The sequence below is a fragment of the Kitasatospora purpeofusca genome, assembly GCF_036010405.1.
Lineage (GTDB): Bacteria > Actinomycetota > Actinomycetes > Streptomycetales > Streptomycetaceae > Kitasatospora > Kitasatospora purpeofusca.
In genome coordinates this window covers 4,590,742-4,608,367 of the sequence record NZ_CP108561.1, presented here as the reverse complement: position 1 = coordinate 4,608,367, position 17,626 = coordinate 4,590,742, and the positions used below count along the sequence as shown (strand labels likewise).

At 72.4% G+C, this 17,626-nt stretch carries 17 protein-coding genes; 12 read left to right on the top strand and 5 right to left on the bottom strand.

Annotated elements, in window-relative coordinates; genetic code table 11:
* Positions 1-60 precede the first annotated feature (60 nt).
* The 3 genes from hpt (at position 61) to folE (ending at position 3,618) form a co-directional block, all read left to right on the top strand.
* Positions 61-615: a hypoxanthine phosphoribosyltransferase gene (gene hpt, locus OG715_RS20370; RefSeq protein ID WP_030059589.1), complete on the top strand. Its 555-nt coding sequence runs from the start codon at positions 61-63 to the stop codon at positions 613-615.
* Positions 616-845: 230 nt separating this feature from the next.
* Positions 846-2,900, top strand: coding sequence for an ATP-dependent zinc metalloprotease FtsH (ftsH, locus tag OG715_RS20365; protein WP_266270234.1), 2,055 nt, complete (start codon positions 846-848; stop codon positions 2,898-2,900).
* A gap of 112 nt (positions 2,901-3,012) precedes the next feature.
* Positions 3,013-3,618 carry a GTP cyclohydrolase I FolE gene (gene folE, locus OG715_RS20360; protein WP_093861483.1) on the top strand — a complete coding sequence of 202 codons (606 nt, stop codon included), beginning with the start codon at positions 3,013-3,015 and terminating at the stop codon, positions 3,616-3,618.
* A gap of 43 nt (positions 3,619-3,661) precedes the next feature.
* On the opposite strand, the gene OG715_RS20355 is transcribed toward folE, so the two are convergent.
* A complete protein-coding gene (locus OG715_RS20355; protein WP_266270233.1) occupies positions 3,662-4,450 on the bottom strand; it encodes a ferritin-like domain-containing protein in 789 nt (262 codons plus the stop codon).
* A 130-nt stretch (positions 4,451-4,580) separates the two neighbouring features.
* Positions 4,581-5,735, bottom strand: a complete 1,155-nt coding sequence (locus OG715_RS20350; protein ID WP_266270232.1) for an alpha/beta hydrolase — start codon at positions 5,733-5,735, stop codon at positions 4,581-4,583.
* A gap of 377 nt (positions 5,736-6,112) precedes the next feature.
* Here OG715_RS20350 and OG715_RS20345 point away from each other — a divergent pair, with 377 nt between their 5' ends.
* The 7 genes from OG715_RS20345 to OG715_RS20315 all read left to right on the top strand — a co-directional run bounded on the left by OG715_RS20345 (position 6,113) and on the right by OG715_RS20315 (position 12,924).
* Positions 6,113-7,951: a phosphatidylglycerol lysyltransferase domain-containing protein gene (locus OG715_RS20345; RefSeq protein ID WP_266270231.1), complete on the top strand. Its 1,839-nt coding sequence runs from the start codon at positions 6,113-6,115 to the stop codon at positions 7,949-7,951.
* A 176-nt stretch (positions 7,952-8,127) separates the two neighbouring features.
* A complete protein-coding gene (folP, locus tag OG715_RS20340; protein WP_266270230.1) occupies positions 8,128-9,000 on the top strand; it encodes a dihydropteroate synthase in 873 nt (290 codons plus the stop codon).
* Between the two features lie 24 nt (positions 9,001-9,024).
* The gene (locus OG715_RS20335; RefSeq protein ID WP_380507270.1) at positions 9,025-9,525 is read left to right on the top strand and encodes a nuclear transport factor 2 family protein; all 501 of its coding nucleotides are present in this window, start codon (positions 9,025-9,027) and stop codon (positions 9,523-9,525) included.
* 257 nt (positions 9,526-9,782) lie between these two features.
* Complete coding sequence (gene folB, locus OG715_RS20330) at positions 9,783-10,142, top strand: dihydroneopterin aldolase (protein WP_266271750.1); 360 nt, start codon at positions 9,783-9,785, stop codon at positions 10,140-10,142.
* Between the two features lie 61 nt (positions 10,143-10,203).
* Positions 10,204-10,803: a 2-amino-4-hydroxy-6-hydroxymethyldihydropteridine diphosphokinase gene (gene folK / locus OG715_RS20325; RefSeq protein ID WP_266270228.1), complete on the top strand. Its 600-nt coding sequence runs from the start codon at positions 10,204-10,206 to the stop codon at positions 10,801-10,803.
* A gap of 205 nt (positions 10,804-11,008) precedes the next feature.
* On the top strand, positions 11,009-11,503 hold the full coding sequence (locus OG715_RS20320) for a DUF3180 domain-containing protein (protein ID WP_266270227.1): 495 nt from the start codon (positions 11,009-11,011) through the stop codon (positions 11,501-11,503).
* 122 nt (positions 11,504-11,625) lie between these two features.
* Positions 11,626-12,924, top strand: a complete 1,299-nt coding sequence (locus tag OG715_RS20315) for a hypothetical protein (protein WP_266270226.1) — start codon at positions 11,626-11,628, stop codon at positions 12,922-12,924.
* A 194-nt stretch (positions 12,925-13,118) separates the two neighbouring features.
* On the opposite strand, the gene OG715_RS20310 is transcribed toward OG715_RS20315, so the two are convergent.
* Both OG715_RS20310 and OG715_RS20305 read right to left on the bottom strand, forming a co-directional pair.
* Complete coding sequence (locus OG715_RS20310; protein WP_030397579.1) at positions 13,119-13,694, bottom strand: TerD family protein; 576 nt, start codon at positions 13,692-13,694, stop codon at positions 13,119-13,121.
* A gap of 112 nt (positions 13,695-13,806) precedes the next feature.
* Positions 13,807-14,295: a hypothetical protein gene (locus OG715_RS20305; RefSeq protein ID WP_266270225.1), complete on the bottom strand. Its 489-nt coding sequence runs from the start codon at positions 14,293-14,295 to the stop codon at positions 13,807-13,809.
* Between the two features lie 78 nt (positions 14,296-14,373).
* Between OG715_RS20305 and arfB the strand changes: the two genes are divergently transcribed.
* A complete protein-coding gene (arfB, locus tag OG715_RS20300; protein WP_266270224.1) occupies positions 14,374-14,808 on the top strand; it encodes an alternative ribosome rescue aminoacyl-tRNA hydrolase ArfB in 435 nt (144 codons plus the stop codon).
* A gap of 36 nt (positions 14,809-14,844) precedes the next feature.
* On the opposite strand, the gene OG715_RS20295 is transcribed toward arfB, so the two are convergent.
* On the bottom strand, positions 14,845-15,372 hold the full coding sequence (locus OG715_RS20295; protein WP_266270223.1) for a flavin reductase family protein: 528 nt from the start codon (positions 15,370-15,372) through the stop codon (positions 14,845-14,847).
* Positions 15,373-15,767: 395 nt separating this feature from the next.
* On the opposite strand from OG715_RS20295, the gene OG715_RS20290 reads away from it, so the two are divergent.
* Positions 15,768-17,612 carry a GGDEF domain-containing protein gene (locus tag OG715_RS20290; RefSeq protein WP_266270222.1) on the top strand — a complete coding sequence of 615 codons (1,845 nt, stop codon included), beginning with the start codon at positions 15,768-15,770 and terminating at the stop codon, positions 17,610-17,612.
* Positions 17,613-17,626 lie beyond the last annotated feature (14 nt).

Below are 17,626 nucleotides of genomic sequence, written 5' to 3'. Positions count from 1 at the left end.
TGCCCGGGGGAGCCGGCCGCCGGCCATCCAGACCCCGACACGTTTGAGGACGTATCCCCGGTGGACCAGAACGACATGGGCGCTGACCTCGCGAAGGTGCTCATCAGCAAGGACGAGATCGACGCGAAGCTCCTGGAGCTGGCCGAGCGCATCGACCGGGACTACGCAGGCAAGGACCTGCTGATCGTCGGCGTCCTCAAGGGGGCCGTGATGGTCATGGCGGACCTCGCCCGCGCCCTGCACTCGCAGGTGACCATGGACTGGATGGCGGTCTCCTCCTACGGGATGGGCACCAAGTCCTCCGGCGTCGTCCGGATCCTGAAGGACCTCGACACCGACATCGCCGGCCGTGACGTGCTGATCGTCGAGGACATCATCGACTCCGGCCTGACGCTGTCCTGGCTGCTCGGCAACCTGGGCTCGCGCGGCCCGGCCTCGCTGGAGGTCTGCACCCTGCTGCGCAAGCCCGACGCGGCCAAGGTCGAGATCGACGTCAAGTACGTCGGCTTCGACATCCCCAACGAGTTCGTGGTCGGCTACGGTCTCGACTACGCGGAGAAGCTCCGCAACCTCCCCTTCATCGGCACCCTCGCCCCGCACGTCTACGGCGGCTGAGAACCCGTTCGGACGACGGGCGGGAACAGGATCCTGTTCTCGCCCGTTGGATCGGGGGACCATAGAAGAACGTCGTATCGCCGTGCTCCCGCCACCTGGGGGGCGTCCTGCGGTACGGTCCAATAAAACCGCTCTTCACATGAGCACTGACTGACCGAATGCGCCGGTGGCCCACAGCCCCGCGGCGCCGTTGAGTGGCAGGAGGGACGGGGCGGCAACGCCCCGCATGGATGGACGTTAAGCGATACTTCCGTGCGCCGATCATGTGGATCGTGTTGGCCGTCCTCGCCGTCATCGTGCTGATGCAGGTCGTTTCGGATTCGAACGGCTACAAGACGGTGGACACCGGCCAGGTCGTCGCAGCGATCGACGCGAAGCAGGTCAAGTCGGCGCAGATCACCACGGGTGACTCGAACACGATCAAGATTCAGCTGAAGGACGGCGCGAAGCTGCCTGCCGTTGGCACCGGCAAGCCGCAGTCCGGCAGCAAGTTCCAGGCCTCCTACATCGGGGACCAGGGCGTCGGCATCGCCGACAAGCTGCAGGCCCAGATCAATGACAACGACCAGAGCACGCTGACCGAGGGCTACACCATCAGCCCCGAGAAGCAGAGCACCCTCGTCAGCCTCCTGCTGTCGATGCTGCCGATCGTGATCATCGTGCTGGTCTTCCTCTTCCTGATGAACCAGATGCAGGGCGGCGGCTCGCGCGTCATGCAGTTCGGCAAGTCCAAGGCGAAGCTGCTCACCAAGGACACCCCGAAGACCACCTTCTCCGACGTCGCGGGCGCGGACGAGGCGGTCGAGGAGCTCCACGAGATCAAGGAGTTCCTCCAGGAGCCGGCCAAGTTCCAGGCCGTCGGCGCCAAGATCCCCAAGGGTGTGCTGCTCTACGGCCCGCCCGGGACCGGCAAGACCCTGCTGGCGCGTGCCGTCGCGGGCGAGGCCGGGGTGCCGTTCTACTCGATCTCGGGTTCCGACTTCGTCGAGATGTTCGTCGGTGTCGGCGCCAGCCGGGTCCGCGACCTCTTCGAGCAGGCCAAGGCGAACGCCCCGGCGATCGTCTTCGTCGACGAGATCGACGCCGTCGGCCGGCACCGCGGTGCGGGCCTCGGCGGCGGCCACGACGAGCGCGAGCAGACCCTCAACCAGCTGCTGGTCGAGATGGACGGCTTCGACGTCAAGGGCGGCGTCATCCTGATCGCCGCCACCAACCGCCCGGACATCCTGGACCCGGCGCTGCTGCGTCCGGGCCGCTTCGACCGTCAGATCGCGGTCGAGCGTCCCGACCTCCAGGGCCGTCTGGACATCCTCAAGGTGCACCAGAAGGGCAAGCCGATCGCGCCCGACGTCGACCTCAAGGCCGTCGCCAAGCGCACCCCCGGCTTCACCGGTGCCGATCTGTCGAACGTCCTGAACGAGGCGGCGCTGCTGACCGCCCGCTCGGACAAGAAGCTGATCGACAACTTCATCCTGGACGAGGCCATCGACCGCGTCGTGGCGGGTCCGCAGAAGCGCACGCGGATCATGTCCGACCGGGAGAAGAAGATCACCGCGTACCACGAGGGCGGTCACGCCCTGGTCGCGGCGGCCTGCCAGTACAGCGACCCGGTGCACAAGATCACCATCCTGTCCCGCGGTCGTGCCCTCGGCTACACCATGGTGCTGCCGGAGGAGGACAAGTACTCCACCACCCGCAACGAGATGCTCGACCAGCTGGCCTACATGCTGGGCGGGCGCGCTGCGGAGGAGCTGGTCTTCCACGACCCGACCACCGGTGCCTCCAACGACATCGAGAAGGCCACCGCCACGGCGCGGGCCATGGTCACCCAGTACGGCATGACCGAGCGCCTCGGTGCCATCAAGTTCGGCAACGACGCCTCGGAGCCGTTCCTGGGCCGTGAGATGGGCCACCAGCGCGACTACTCGGAAGAGGTCGCCGGGCTGGTCGACGAAGAGGTCAAGAAGCTCATCGAGAGCGCGCACAACGAGGCCTGGGAGATCCTGGTCGAGAACCGCGACGTGCTCGACAACCTGGTCCTGGAGCTCCTCGAGAAGGAGACCCTCAACAAGGAGCAGATCGCCGAGGTCTTCGCGCCGATCGTCAAGCGCCCGACCCGTCCGGCCTGGACCGGCTCCGCCCGTCGGACGCCGTCCACCCGGCCGCCGGTCCAGTCGCCCAAGGAGCTGGCGCTCACCAACGGCGCCGCCGCCACCACCGAGGCCGCTCCGGCCGACGTGGTCAAGCTCCCGCAGCTGCCCGTCGAGCCGCCCACCGAGGGCTGACGAACCGCCCGGCACCCGCCGGAATGGATGCCGCGTCACCGGGGTTTGTACCCTGGAGGCGCGGCATCCGTGCTGTTCAACCCCTGTTCGCCAACGAGTTAGCGAGGCCCGCATGATCGACCCGGTGACGCTCGACGGTCCCCCCGCCGTCGGCACGTTCGACCAGAAGCGGGCCGAGAACGCGATCCGTGAACTCCTGCTCGCGGTCGGTGAGGACCCGGACCGCGAGGGCCTGCTGGAGACCCCCGCCCGGGTGGCGCGGGCCTACAAGGAGATATTCGCGGGCCTCTGGCAGGAGCCCGAGGACGTCCTGACCACCACCTTCGACCTCGGCCACGACGAGATGGTGCTGGTCAAGGACATCGAGCTGACCTCCGTCTGCGAGCACCACCTGGTGCCGTTCCGGGGTGTCGCGCACGTCGGGTACATCCCGTCCCCCAGCGGCAAGATCACCGGCCTGTCCAAGCTGGCCCGACTGGTCGACGTCTACGCCCGCCGGCCGCAGGTGCAGGAGCGGCTCACCAGCCAGGTCGCCGACGCGCTGATGCGGATCCTGGAGCCGCGCGGCGCGATCGTGGTCGTGGAGTGCGAGCACATGTGCATGTCGATGCGCGGCATCCGCAAGCCCGGCGCCAAGACCATCACCTCCTGCGTGCGCGGACAGCTGCGCGACCCGGCCACCCGGGCCGAGGCGATGAGCCTCATCATCGGGCGCTGACCGGGTCGCGACGGCCCCGCACGGGCGGCCGGGAGGCGGCCGCTCAGAGCGGCTCGGGCCCGGAGTGCGGCGGGGCCGGGGTGCCCAGCGCGTCGCGCCGGGCGGGCATCCGCAGCCGCACCATCCGCCGCCAGCCGTACAGCAGGTCGTAGAGGTAGAGCGCGTGCAGCCCGGCCGTGACCACGGCCAGCTGCCAGCGCGGCCAGGCGAGGATCCGGGCCATCCGGGACGTCACCGCCAGCCCCACGTCCCGGTGGGTGCGGATCTCGCCCCGGGCGCAGGTCTCCAGGACGTGCCGGATGTACGGCCCGTGGCCCGCCGCGGACAGCCGCAGCAGCTCCTCGTGGCAGTAGGCGAGGTGGTTGTCCTCGTCCGCCGAGATCATCCGCATCGCCCGGCCGAGGTCGGGGTCGTCCCCGTACACCTTCACCAGCTGGCGCATCTGCTCGGCCGCTCGCTGCTCGGTCACCCGGCTGTGCGCCAGGTAGGTGATGATCTCGCGCTCGGTCAGCGGGATGTCGGTGGTGAGCCGCTCGTGGGCGAGGCCGACGCCCTGCCGCTCCAGCAGCATGCAGTAGTCGGCCTCGGCGGGGACGTCGACCCTGGGCAGGCCGCGCTTGTGCAGCAGCTGGGTGAAGATCCGGCCGTGCTTGCGTTCGTCGGCGCCGTGCCGGGCGATCTTCGGGGCGAGGACCGGGTCACGGGTGAGTTCGGTGATCCGCTCGTTCTCCCAGCCGCCCTGGTCCTCGCCGCCGGCGGCGATGCTGCAGAACAACTGGTAGGCCTCGTCGTTCCGGTAGATCGCCTCGAAGAGCGATCGGGTGCTGAGCATGGGGCCTCCTGCCCGGATCCGGGACCGCACCGGCCGTCGGTCGGCCGGGGAGGTCGCGATACGTCCCCCGCGGCGGCGCGCGCTGCGCCCGACCCGCCGGTAATCACTCAGGTGTCCTAGCGGCGGAGTGTCAGCCGAGGTGGTTGCCCACCCACTCCAGGGTGGCCGGCAGCTCGCGGATCCAGCTGTCGAAGTTGTGGCCGCCGTCGTCCAGGTACATCGACTCCACCTGGAACTGCGGATTGCCGGCGGCCACCTGCTGGGCCAGCTCGACGAACTGGACCGTCTGCGGGTAGTCGGCCTCCTTGCGGGTGGAGACCACCAGCATCGACAGCGGCGGGGCGGGCAGGTTCTGCAGCCGCCAGGTGAGGTCGCTCTGCTCGGCCAGCGTCCGGTCCCCGCCGAACAGGCTGCCGCCGGTGAACTGGTCCTCGACCACCTTCACGTCGCCGTGCAGTGCGGCCGTGGCGCCGAACACGTTCGGGAAGCGCATCCCCAGGCGCAGCGCGCAGCTACCGCCGGTCGAGTAGCCGAAGACGGCCCAGGAGGCGGGGGAGCGGCCGATCCGGTAGGCGGAGTGCAGCGCCTCGGGGACGTCCTTGGTGAACCAGGTCTCGGTGCGGGGCCCGCCGACGACGTCCACGCACTCGGTGTTCCGCGGCGGGTCGAGGGTCGGGCGGGCGAGCACCACGACGGTCGGCTGCATCTTCCCGGTCCGCTGGAGCTCCACCGCCTGCTGGACGACCGGCAGCTCCTTCATCAGGTTGACCGTGATGCCCGGGTAGCCGGCGATCGCCAGCATCACCGGGAACCGGGTCAGGGCGAGCTTGGGGGCGAAGTACTCCGGCGGCAGGTAGACGAACATCTGGTCGGACAGTCCGGTCTCCTTGCCGGTGATCCGGACCGACTCCACCCTGCCGACCTCCTCGGGAGGCCCCTTGGGGAGGTCCCCGACCGTCTCCAGGCCGCCCTCCTCGGTCGGCCGGACCAGCGCGTCGCCGACCGGCGCGCCGCCCTTGTGGTTCTCGCTGCTGGTGAGGGCGAGCTTGGTGCCTCCCGAGCCGAGCAGGTCGTCCCAGGAGGTGTAGAACCCGAAAGAGTTGTTCACGCTGAGCGCCAGCACCGACACCAGCACGATCTGAGTCACCGTCAACAGGCCGACCCGGCCGAGCACCGGGAGTGGGCGCTGCCTGGCCAGCCTCGGCCACAGCCACAGGGTGATCACGAGCGCGGCCGAACCCAGGGCAAGCAGCGAGTTCATCAGCGCGTCGCTGGTCAGTTCCATGCTGTCGGCCTTCCGGTGGGACACTGACAGTGCAGGTTTCATCGTCTGGCGGTGCGTCAGCCCGAGCCACCGCGGCTAGGCTGTCCGGACGCCGGGACGGGTCGGGATCCCGGTGGCGCTCGCGCGCAACCGACGCCCTAAAATGCGGCGTCCACCGTACGTAGCACGTACGCGGGGGCTCGTCGCGCCACGCGGCGAGGGGCCCCCGGGACCCACCCCTCGGCTCAATTCGCAGCGCCCCCGGGGCGCCGGTTTACCCTTCGTTGCCGGTTCCTTGGTATGCGTCTTGCCAGATGAAGGAAAACGCATGAAGGTCCATCACGGCTCCCACCCCGGAGTGACCGGACACCCCGCGACAGCCTCTACGCTGAACCCCCATGAGCGTTCCCGTGTCCGTTGAGCCGAGCCCCGAGCAGCCGCAGCGCCGTCGCGGCCTGCAGACGCTTCGTACCCAAGCGGCCGCCGTTCCGAGGGCCTGGCTCCCGGGTGCGGTCGGCTACGCCTGCCTGCTGATCGGACTGGTCGACATCGCCAGCGCGGTGTTCCCCAAGCTCCGGCACACCAAGGTGCACACCTTCGCCGGGCAGCTGCCGGGCGGCACCACGACGCTGGCCGCGGCCGGCACCCTGATGATCGGCCTGCTCCTGGTGCTGCTCGCGCACGCGCTGCGCCGGCGCAAGCGGCGCGCCTGGCGGGTGGTGTGCGTGCTGCTGCCGGTGGGCGCGGCGCTGCACCTGCTGCGCTGGCACCAGCTCGGCCCGGCGGTCATCTCGATGGTGCTGTTCGTGGTCATGCTGGTCCACCGGCGCGAGTTCTACGCCAAGGCCGACCCGCGCACCCGCTGGCGCGCGGTGGTCAACCTGGTCGTCCTGGGCGCCGTCGGCGTGCTGATCGGCCTGCTGATCGTCAGCACCCGGACCAAGTACGAGCTGGGGCACCCGGGCCTGTACCAGCGGCTGGAGCACGTCCTGTACGGGCTCTTCGGCTTCGAGGGGCCGGTGCACTACAACTCGGACCGGATGGAGGACCTGGTCGGGTACCTGCTCGGCGCGATGGGTCTGATCACCGCCTTCACCACCACCTACCTCGCGCTGCGGCCGGAGAAGCCGAAGCCGGAGCTGACCGCCGAGGACGAGGTGCGGGTCCGGGCGCTGCTGGACCGGCACGGCGAGCGGGACTCGCTCGGCTACTTCGCGCTGCGCCGGGACAAGAGCGTGCTGTTCTCGCCCACCGGCAAGGCGGCGATCTCCTACCGGGTGGTGTCCGGCGTGATGCTGGCCTCCGGCGACCCGGTCGGTGACGTCGAGGCCTGGCCGGGCGCGATCAAGGTGTTCATGGCCGAGGCCCGCGAGCACGCCTGGGTGCCGGCCGTGATGGGCTGCAGCGAGGTCGGCGGCGAGGTCTGGACCCGGGAGGCCGGGCTGGACGCGCTGGAGCTGGGCGACGAGGCGATCGTCGACACCGCCTCCTTCTCGCTCGCCGGGCGGGCCATGCGCAACGTCCGCCAGATGGTCAAGCGGATCGAGCGCAACGGCTACTCCTGCCAGGTGCGCCGGGTCTCCGAGCTCGGCTGGGAGGAGCGGCAGCGGATCGCCGACGCGGCGGCCCGCTGGCGCGGCACCGACACCGAGCGCGGCTTCTCGATGGCGCTCGGCCGGTTCGGCGAGCCGGGCGACGACGCCTGCGTGGTGGTCACCGCCCACAAGGCGCCCGAGGAGGGCGAGAGCGGCGACGACCTCAAGGCGGTGCTGCACTTCGTGCCCTGGGGCGAGGACGGCATCTCGCTGGAGCTGATGCGCCGTGACCGGGCGGCCGACCCGGGCCTGAACGAGCTGCTGATCGTGGCCGCGCTCCAGGCCGTCCCGGCGATGGGGGTGCGCCGGGTGTCGCTGAACTTCGCGATGTTCCGCTCGGCGCTCGCGCGCGGCGAGCGGATCGGCGCGGGACCGGTGCTGCGCGCCTGGCGCGGGCTGCTGGTGTTCCTGTCGCGCTGGTTCCAGATCGAGTCGCTGTACAAGTTCAACGCGAAGTTCCAGCCGGAGTGGGAGCCGCGCTTCCTGGTCTTCCCGAACACCAGGGACCTGCCCAGGATCGGCTTCGCGGCGATGCAGGCGGAGGCCTTCATCACCCTCGGCATGCCGAGCTTCGGCCGCAAGCCGCGGCGCCAGGGCTTGCAGCCGGCGGGGGCCAGGCCGGAGGTCACCGAGGCCGCCTGAGCCGGGCGCACGGCCGCCGGCCCCCGTCGAGGACGCTCCTCGGCGGGGGCCGGCCCGTTGTCCGGCACAGGGGCGGCCCGGGCCCGGGACGGGTGCGCCCCGGGCCGGGGCAGGGCACGGGCCGGGGGAGGGGCGGGTGCCGGGGCGCCCGGTCAGGGCCACCGGATAATGGGGGCATGAGCAATTCGGTGCCCTACTCGCTGCCCTCCGGACTGCCGCGGCTGGACCGCTGCGCGGTCATGGGCGTGGTCAACGTGACCCCGGACTCCTTCTCGGACGGCGGCCTGTGGCACGACCCCGCCAAGGCGATCGCCCACGGCCTCGCGCTGCGCGCCCGGGGCGCCGACCTGGTCGACGTGGGCGGCGAGTCCACCCGGCCGGGATCCCAGCGGGTGCCGGAGGAGGAGGAGCTGCGCCGGGTCGTCCCGGTGGTGCGGGAACTGGCCGCCGCCGGGGTCGCGGTCTCCGTCGACACCATGCGCGCCTCGGTGGCCGAGCAGGCGGTGGAGGCCGGCGCGCTGCTCGTCAACGACGTCTCCGGGGGGCTGGCCGACCCCGCGATGGCCCGGGTGGTGGCCGCGACCGGCGTGCCCTTCGTGGTGATGCACTGGCGCGGGCAGTCCGCCGACATGGACCGGCTGGCCGTGTACGACGACGTGGTCGCCGACGTGGTCGGCGAACTCACCGCCCGGGTGGACGCGCTGGTCGCCGACGGGGTCGACGAGCGGCAGCTGATCCTCGACCCGGGGCTCGGCTTCGCGAAGACCGCCGAGCACAACTGGACGCTGCTCGGCCGGCTCGACGCCCTCACCGCGCTCCGCCGTCCCGTCCTGGTCGCCGCATCGCGCAAGCGGTTCCTGGGTACGCTGCTGGCCGACCCGGAAACCGGGGAGCTGCGCCCGGCCCGGGAGCGCGACGACGCCACTGCCGCGGTGTCGGTGCTGTCGGCGGGGGCCGGGGCCTGGGCGGTGCGGGTGCACGACGTGTCCGGGACGGCGGATGCCGTCCGCGTGGTCGCGGCCTGGCAGCGCGCGGCCCGGCAGGAGTGAGCGCTTGGCGAAGACGGGAGGGTCATGGCAGGTGACGGCAGGTTGAGCGGGGAGACAGCGGGCCGGCGGTCCGTCGAGGCGGACCGCGAGGCGGCCCTGGAGGCGAACCGCGCGCTCTACGAGGCGCTGGAGAACGGCGACCAGGAGGCGGTGGAGGACGCCTGGCTCGGCGCGGGCGAGGCGGACGACAAGGGGGGCGTCGTCTGCGTCCACCCGGGGTGGCCGGTGCTGCGCGGGCGGGCCCAGGTGACCCGCTCCTACATGCTGATCATGGCGAACACCGAGTACATCCAGTTCATCCTCACCGACGAGGAGGCGGAGGTGCAGGGCGATGTGGCCCTTGTCACGTGCACCGAGAACATCCTTTCCGGCGGCGAGGCGGAGGAGGAGGGCGAGCTCGGTCCGCTGGTCGGCGGAAAGGTCGTGTCGACCAATCTCTTCCGGCGCACTCCGGCCGGGTGGAAACTGTGGTCGCACCACGGTTCACCCGTTCTGACCAGCGCCGACGAGGACGACGAGGACTGATTCCGGGAGCAGGCCGGAAATCCGGGGAAAACGGCCCCGGCCGGTGGCCGGGGAATTCCCGGCAGGTCACCGAACGTTCACGTCAATCGCCGATACGGCGTGCGTGACGACGGTTCGTGCCGGGTAGGACGGTCGGGTGTTGTCGGCGCGCGCGGGTAGATTCAAAAAGGTCAGCGGCGGGCGCGACGCCCGTCTCCGCCCTGCCCGCCGTTCTCGTCCGGGTGGGGCCCGTCCGACTTGGAGCAGTGATTCGTTTGCTGGACCGCGTCACTCTGCGGGGCCTGCGTGCCCGCGGCCACCACGGTGTTTTCGAGCGTGAGCGGGCCGAGGGCCAGACCTTCTCGGTCGACCTGGTGCTGTTCCTGGACACCCGTCCCGCCGCCGCGGGCGACGACCTGACCCGCACGGCGCACTACGGCATCGTGGCCGAGGAGGTCACCGCGATCATCGCCGGCGAGCCGGTCGAGCTGATCGAGACCCTGGCCCAGCGGATCGCGGACCAGTGCCTGAAGCACGAGCCGGTGCAGGAGGTCGAGGTGACCGTGCACAAGCCGGACGCGCCGATCACCGTGCCGTTCGACGACGTGACCGTGACCATCCACCGGGCCCGCGGGTGACCCGTACCGCTTGTCCGGTGTCCGCCGCAGCGCGGCCCGTCTCAGCCCTAGGGGAAGTGCGATGACCACCAGTGACCCGACCGCCGCGCCGAGCACCTTCGACCTGGAGCAGCGGGTCGACTCGGTCGACACCACCCTGCACAGCCAGCGCTGCGCCGTGATCGCCCTCGGCTCCAACCTCGGCAACCGCCTGGACACCCTCCAGGGGGCCGTGGACGCCCTCGCGGACACGCCCGGGCTGAAGATCAAGGCCGTCTCCGCCGTGTACGAGACGGACGCCGTGGGCGGTCCCTCGGAGCAGCCCGCGTACTACAACGCGGTGGTCGTGCTCCGCACCACGCTGCCGCCCCGCGACCTGCTGGAGCGCGGCAACGCGATCGAGGACGCCTTCGGCCGGGTCCGCACCGTCCACTGGGGCCCGCGCACCCTGGACGTCGACATCCTGGCCTACGAGGGCGTCCTCAGCGAGGACCCGGAGCTGCTGCTGCCGCACCCGCGCTCGCACGAGCGCGCCTTCGTGCTCGCGCCGTGGCTGGACGCCCAGCCGGAGGCCGAGGTGCCCGGGCACGGGCCGGTCGGCGAGCTGCTGGCGGCCCTCGGCGGCCCGGACGCCCAGGGCGTCCGCCGCCGCGAGGACATCCGGCTGACCCTGCCGGAGTAGGTCCGCGCTCTCCCGGCCGGGCGGGCCGGGGAACTCAGGCGGGGCCGTCGGGCGTACCCATGGTGTCGGCCCCGGACCGGGGACCCCTCCGGGCCGGGCCCGGTACGGTGGCCTGACGCCGTCGCACCGGAGCCCCGGGGCGGGCGGCTCCGTCGTCCGTCGTCCGTCGCCCCTCGCCCGCTGCCCGGGAAAGGACCCCGTCCGAGTGAAGCTGCTCCGCCTCCGTCTGCTGGTCGGCATCACCGTCGTCACGGCGGTGCTGTCCTGGGCCGGTGCCAAGCTCTGGGCCTCCCTGGACACGCTGCCCGCGGTGCCGGGCGCGGCGCCGGTGGTGCTGGCCGCGGTGGCGGTGATCCTGCTGGCGACCGCGCTCTCGCTGCGCTCGCGGCTGAAGGCGGCGCGCGAGCGGCAGCCCGGCGCCAAGCGGGTGGACCCGCTGGGCGCGGCCCGCGCGGTGGTGCTCGCCCAGGCCAGCGCGCTGGTCTCGGCGGTGGTCACCGGGATCTACGCGGGCGCCGGGATCCAGCTGCTCGGCGAGCTCGACGTGCCGGCCCGCAAGGACCAGGCGATCACCGCCGGGCTCGCGGTGCTGGCGGGCGTGGCCGTGATCGCGGCGGCGCTCTGGCTGCAGCACATCTGCCGACTGCCGGAGAACCACGACGACCCGGGTGCGCACGGGCCCGCGGCCACCCATCGCTGACCGACCCCGTTCCGGTGATCCCGGGTGATTTCCCGGGCGTGTCCGGTCGGTCCGGCGCGGTGTCAAGGGCCGAAGCCGACCCTGGGCTGACACGGCCCCAATTCGCACGCTAGTTTCTTGGCATGTCTCGCGGACGCCACCGTCATTCCTCCGTCCTCGGCCGGGTCTTCCCCCCCACCGCCGCCGGCGTGCTCCTCGTCGCCGCGCTGGGAGCGCTGCTGTTCAGTCAGGACACCGTGCTGGTGCGCTCGGTGGGTGCCGCCGCGGTGCTCGCGACGCTCGGCTTCGCCGTGCTGCTGCGGCAGCGCGACCGGGCCGCCCGGGCGGCGGCCGAGGTCTCCGCGGCGCAGCGGCTGCGGGCCGAGGAGCGGTTCGAGGAGCAGCTCGCCGAGGCCGAGTACGCGGCCGAGGTGGCCGAGGAGCGGGCGACCAGGTTCGGGCGGCGGCTGACCGCCGAGAAGTCCCGGCTGGCGAAGGCCGAGACGGAGATCGCCCGGCTGCTCAAGGAGCGGGCCGTGGCGGTCGCCGCGCAGGCGCTCAAGGAGGTCGAGGCGGCCCAGCGGGCCCTTGCCGCGAGCCGCCCCGAGTACCCGGCCAGTCCGGCCGCCTTCGTCCGCGCCGGGTCCGTGCTGCGGCAGCTGGAGCGGCGGGCGGCACAGGCGGAGGCGCAGCGGGAGCGGGCCGCCCTGCGGGAGGCGGAGCGCGCCGCCGAGCGGGAGCGCGCGGCGGGTGCGGAGGTCGCGCTGCGGGCCCGTACGGCGCCCGCGACGACGTCCGCGCCGGTGTCCGAGCCGAAGCCCGAGCGACCGGAGCCGGCGGTGCCGGCTCCGGTCGCTCCCGGGGTGCCCGCGCCCGGCACGGCGCCGTCCGCGCGGTCCGCCTCCGGCGCGGCCACGCCCGTTCCTGCGGCGCCGGTCCGGCCGGTGCTGACGGCGACCGTGGGGCAGCTCGGCGGGGCGCCCTCGGCGCAGCCGGTGCGGCCGGCCGAGCGGCAGCGGCCCCGGCCGACGGTGCCCGCGACCGCGCGGCCCCAGGGCTTCAGCTTCTTCGGCCGGGGTGCCGGTGCCGGCGCGGGGGCCCGGCCGGCCGCTCCGACGCCGGTGGTGGGCAGTGTCGCGGAGCTCGGCGAGCGGGCCGACCTCGCGGACGTGGTGGGGGACGAGGTGGTCGCCGCCCAGGCGCAGGAGCAGGCCCAGGCCCAGGCCCAGGCCCAGATAAAGGCTGAGGCCGAGGCCGAGGCCCGGGCCGAAGCCCGGGTGCAGGACGCGGTGCCGGCGGCGGGAGGGGTCCCGGAGGACGCCGAGGAGCGGACCCAGGTGCTGCCCCGGGTCGGCCGGCCGACGGCCCCCGAGGTGGTCGACCTGACCCCGCACGACGAGACCGAGCAGATCGAGGTGCCGGAGCTCCGCGCCTCCCGCTGAGGCGGCGCGGGCGTCCGGTGCCGAGCGGCGCGGGCGGACGGTTCTCCGTCCGTCCGGCGCCGCTCCGTCGTTACGGGCCCGGTGCCGGGGACGGCCGCCGGGTCGGGAGGGCGGTCGGGGCCGCCGGGAACGACGCGGCGCCCGCCCCGCCGGGTGGCGGGACGGGCGCCGGGAGGCACCGCGGGGGCGGAGCGTCAGAGCTGGACGCCGAAGTCCTGGGCGATGCCGGCCAGGCCGGAGGCGTAGCCCTGGCCGACCGCGCGGAACTTCCACTCGGCGCCGTTGCGGTAGAGCTCGCCGAAGATCATGGCGGTCTCGGTCGCGGCGTCCTCGGAGAGGTCGTAGCGGGCGATCTCGGCGCCGCCGGCCGCGTTCACCACGCGGATGTAGGCGTTGCGGACCTGGCCGAAGTTCTGCGACCGGGCGACGGCGTCGTAGATCGAGACCGGGAAGGTGATCCGGGCGGCCTCGGCCGGCAGCGTGGCGAGGTTGACGTTGATCGCCTCGTCGTCGCCTGCGCCCTCACCGGTGCGGTTGTCACCGGTGTGGACGACCGTGTTGTCCGGGGTGCTGGTGTTGTTGAAGAAGACGAAGTGGCTGTTGGACAGCACCTTTCCGTCCGCGTTCAGCACGATGGCGCTGGCGTCCAGGTCGAACTCGGCACCGGTCGTGGTGCGGACGTCCCAGCCGAGGCCGACGGTGACCGCGGTCAGGCCGGGGGCCTCCTTGGTCAGCGAGACGTTGCCACCCTTGGAGAGGCTCACTGGCATGGTGTGTGCTGTCCCTTCGATTGCTGTTGCCGGGGATAACGCGGGAACCGCGAGGGATGGTTCCGCGCGGCCGGTTCTTTTCCGCCGCCGGCACGCTTCCGGGTATTCCCCGTCAGACGCGCCGGAACCTGCCCTGGAGTTCCCAGACAACCGGATTGTCGGCGAGATCCGGGTGCATGTCGAAGAGGTCGGCAAGAGTGTCCTGGAGGAAATCCCTGGCCTCGCGGCGCAGATCGGTGTGGCGGACCACCACCGGCGGCTCGTCCGGCAGCCAGGTGGCGGTGACCTCGACCCAGTTGAAGCGGCGGGCGAACCGCAGCAGATGGGTGTTCTGGGTGAAGTCGAGGTCGGCGGTCTGCACCCGGGCGGCGCGGCCGCCGTCCGGGTCGCGGTCGAGTTCCTCGACGATGTCGCACAGGGCCCAGGCGAAGTCCAGCACCGGGACCCATCCCCAGGCTGTGGACAGGTCCGATTCCTCGTCCTCGACGTGGACGTCGCCGCAGAACAGGTCGTACCGCAGCTCGCGCACGCCGGCGGACCGGTAGTCGGTCTGCGGGGGGTCGGGGAAGCGGTTGGAGAGGGAGTAGCCGAGCTCGATCACAGGGACATTGTCGGGGTTGGCGGGGGACGGCCGGATAACCGGGTGACCCGGCGTGGTCCGGCGCGGGATGATGGGCCCATGCCTGAGCCCATCCGCGTACGGGGGTCGGTGGTCGTCCCCGACGCCGAGCTCGTCTGGCGCTTCTCCCGTTCCTCCGGCCCCGGTGGCCAGCACGTCAACACCTCCGACACCCAGGTCGAGCTCCGCTACGACGTGGCCGCCTCCGCGGCGCTGCCCGAGGTGTGGAAGGAGCGCGCCCTGGAGCGGCTGGCCGGGCGGCTGGTGGACGGCCGGGTGCTGGTGGTCCGGGCCTCCGAGCACCGCTCGCAGTGGCGCAACCGGGAGGTCGCCGCGGCCCGGCTGGCCTCGCTGCTCGGCGAGGCGACCGCCCCGCCGCCGAAGGCGCGCCGGGCGACCAGGCCCAGCCGGGGCATGGTCGAGCGGCGGCTCACCAACAAGAAGCACCGCTCCGAGCTGAAGCAGGGGCGGCGCTCCCCGCGCGGCGGCGAGTAGCGTCGGCGGTGCCCGGCGGGTCCGGCGGCGCCGGGGTCAGCCCAGGGAACGGTAGCCGCCGCGGAAGTACAGCAGCGGGCGGCCGCCGGGGTCGGGCACCCTGGCCTCCAGGACCCGGCCGAGCAGCAGGGTGTGGTCGCCGGCGGGCATCCGCTGCTCGGTGCGGCACTCCACGGTGGCGAGCGCGCCACTGATCAGCGGGGCTCCGCTGTACGGGCCGCGGTGGTGCGGGGCGTCGGCGAACAGCAGCCGGTCGCTGAGCCGGCCCTTCATGGCGAACCGCGAGCCGAGCGTCTTCTGCTCCTCGGACAGCAGCGAGACCGCCCAGGTCCCGGCCCGGGAGAGCACCTCGTCCATCCGGGAGTCCTCGCGGACGGAGATCAGGACCAGCGGCGGCTCCAGCGACACGGACAGGAAGGACGTCGCGGTCATGCCGACGTCCTCGCCGTCGTCCGGGTCGTGGACGGTCACCAGGCTGACACCGGAGGCGAGCTGGGAGAGCGCCGCCCGGAACTCGTCGGGGGTCGCTCGGGAGGCAGCTTCGGGCTGCGGGGACGGGTACACGTAGGCACGCTAGCCCGCGACCGGGGGAAACGACATCGGGCCCTGGTCGTAGGACCAGCGACGCAGCGCGGCTCGGTCCGCCGGGGCACCGGGAAGGTTACGGTTCGCGCCCGCCCTCACTCCCAGGAGTGAAGGGGAGGGCCTGCCCGGCGGTCAGTCGGCTACAGCCCGGGGCCGATACGACCGACCACCGGAAATGTGCCGATGAGGCTTTTTGTCCCGTTATGGGGCAGATGAACCGATTAAGGGTGCATTAGCGTCGTGTGATTTAAGTCACAAGTGCTGACCTATTGCTGACCGAGCGTGCCGAACGCTGTGCTCCCTGTGATTCAGTTCTTCTGGCAATCGGACGATAACCAATCAAGACCTATCCGAAGCAGCCGGGGAGCCCCCGCATGGAAGCCGAGTCGGAGCCTTATGTCCGTCTCGCGACCCTCCGCACCTTGCACCGGGTCGTGGCGGACCTCAACGCTGCCCGCAGCCTGGCGGGAACGCTGCAGGCCGTGGTCGAGGGCGCCGTGCACGGGCTCGGATTCGACGCCGCCGCGGTCAGCCTGGTCCGGCCCGACGGCGACCTGGTGGTGGCGGCCGTCTGGGAGCTGGAGGAGAGCGCCATGGGCGGCCCCTCCGTACTGCTCGGCCAGGTCGGCTCCCGCGAGTCCTGGGACCGGCTGCTCGGCGTCAGCGACCACTGGGGCACCCTGCGCTTCCTCCCCTACGACCGCGGCTGGGCGGTGGCCAGCGACATCCCGCGCTGGATCGGGGACGGCGCGATGCCGGTCTACGCCAACGACTGGCACCCGGCCGACGGTCTGCTCGCCCCGATGTACAGCGCCGGCGGCGACCTGCTCGGCGTCCTCTCGGTGGACCGGCCGCGCAGCGGCAAACGGCCCGGGGCCTGGACCCGCGAGGCGCTGGAGATGTTCTCCCTGCAGGCCTCCATCGCGATCGGCAACGCCCGGCTGCGCGCCGAGATGCAACGCGCGCTGGCCCGCCTGGAGAAGGAGCAGCAGGCGCTGCGGGCCAGCGAGGAGAGCTTCCGCCAGGCCTTCGAGTACGCCCCCAGCGGGATGGCCATCACCGAACTCCACGGCGCCGGACGGGGCCAGCTGACCAGGGTCAACGACGCGCTCTGTCGTCTGCTCGGACGCCCCCGGGCGGTGCTGCGCCAGCAGAGCTTCGCCGATCTCGTGCACCCCGACGACCGGACGCTGCTGGAGCGCACCAGCGCCGAGAGCGGCCGGGCGGAACTACGGCTCTCCCGCCGCGACGGCGGGTACCAGTGGGTCTGTCTGCGGAACTCGATCGTGGCCGACGCCGCCGAGGGCCCGAGCTTCCTGCTCACCCACGTCGAGGACATCGAGGACCGCAAGCGGCACGAGCTCCAGCTCGCCCACCGGGCCAGCCACGACGCGCTCACCGGACTGCCGAACGGCGCCGAGCTCAAGGCCAGGCTCGGGCGCCGGCTCTGCGCCCTGCCGCAGGCGATCGCCGCCGGGCACCAGGCCGCCCCGCCCGGGGGCTCCGACCACGGCGGCGCCGGGTACGCGGCCGCGCTCCGCCCCGAGGACGGCTTCGGCGGGTACCCGGAGCACCTGTTCGGCGACGCCCACCGCACGCCCGGCGGGTACGAGGTCGCGGACCAGGCGCACGGCTACGGCCTCCCGGAGGGCTACCCGGCGGCCGCGTCCGTCGGCGCGCCGGACGGGGCGAACGGCTACGGCGACCATGTGCACGCCGTGGTGCCGCCCGACCACGGCCCGGGCGGGGAGGTCAGGACCGGCCCGTTCCGTTCGAGCCCCCCGGTCGCCGTGGAGAAGGGGCTCGCGGTGCTCTTCTGCGACCTCGACGGCTTCAAGTCGATCAACGACCGCTTCGGGCACAACGCCGGGGACGCCGTCCTGGTCGAGGTCGCCCGCCGGCTCAGCGGGGCCGTCCGGGACGGCGACACGGTGGCCCGGTTCGGCGGCGACGAGTTCGTGGTGCTGGCCGACGGCATCGGCCGCGACGAGGCGAAGGACCTCTCCCACCGGCTGCGCAACGCGATCATCCCGCCGATGCGGATCGACGGCCGGGCGATGCGGGTCGGGGTGAGCCTCGGGATCGGCTGGGCCGGCTGCGGGATGAGCATCGAGGAGGTCCTGCACACCGCCGACGAGCGGATGTACGACGAGAAGCGGGCCCGGGGCGGGTCGGTGCGCGGCACGCGCGGCGAGCGTTCGCACCGGCGGGCCGGTTAGGTCGTGTTCTTCCG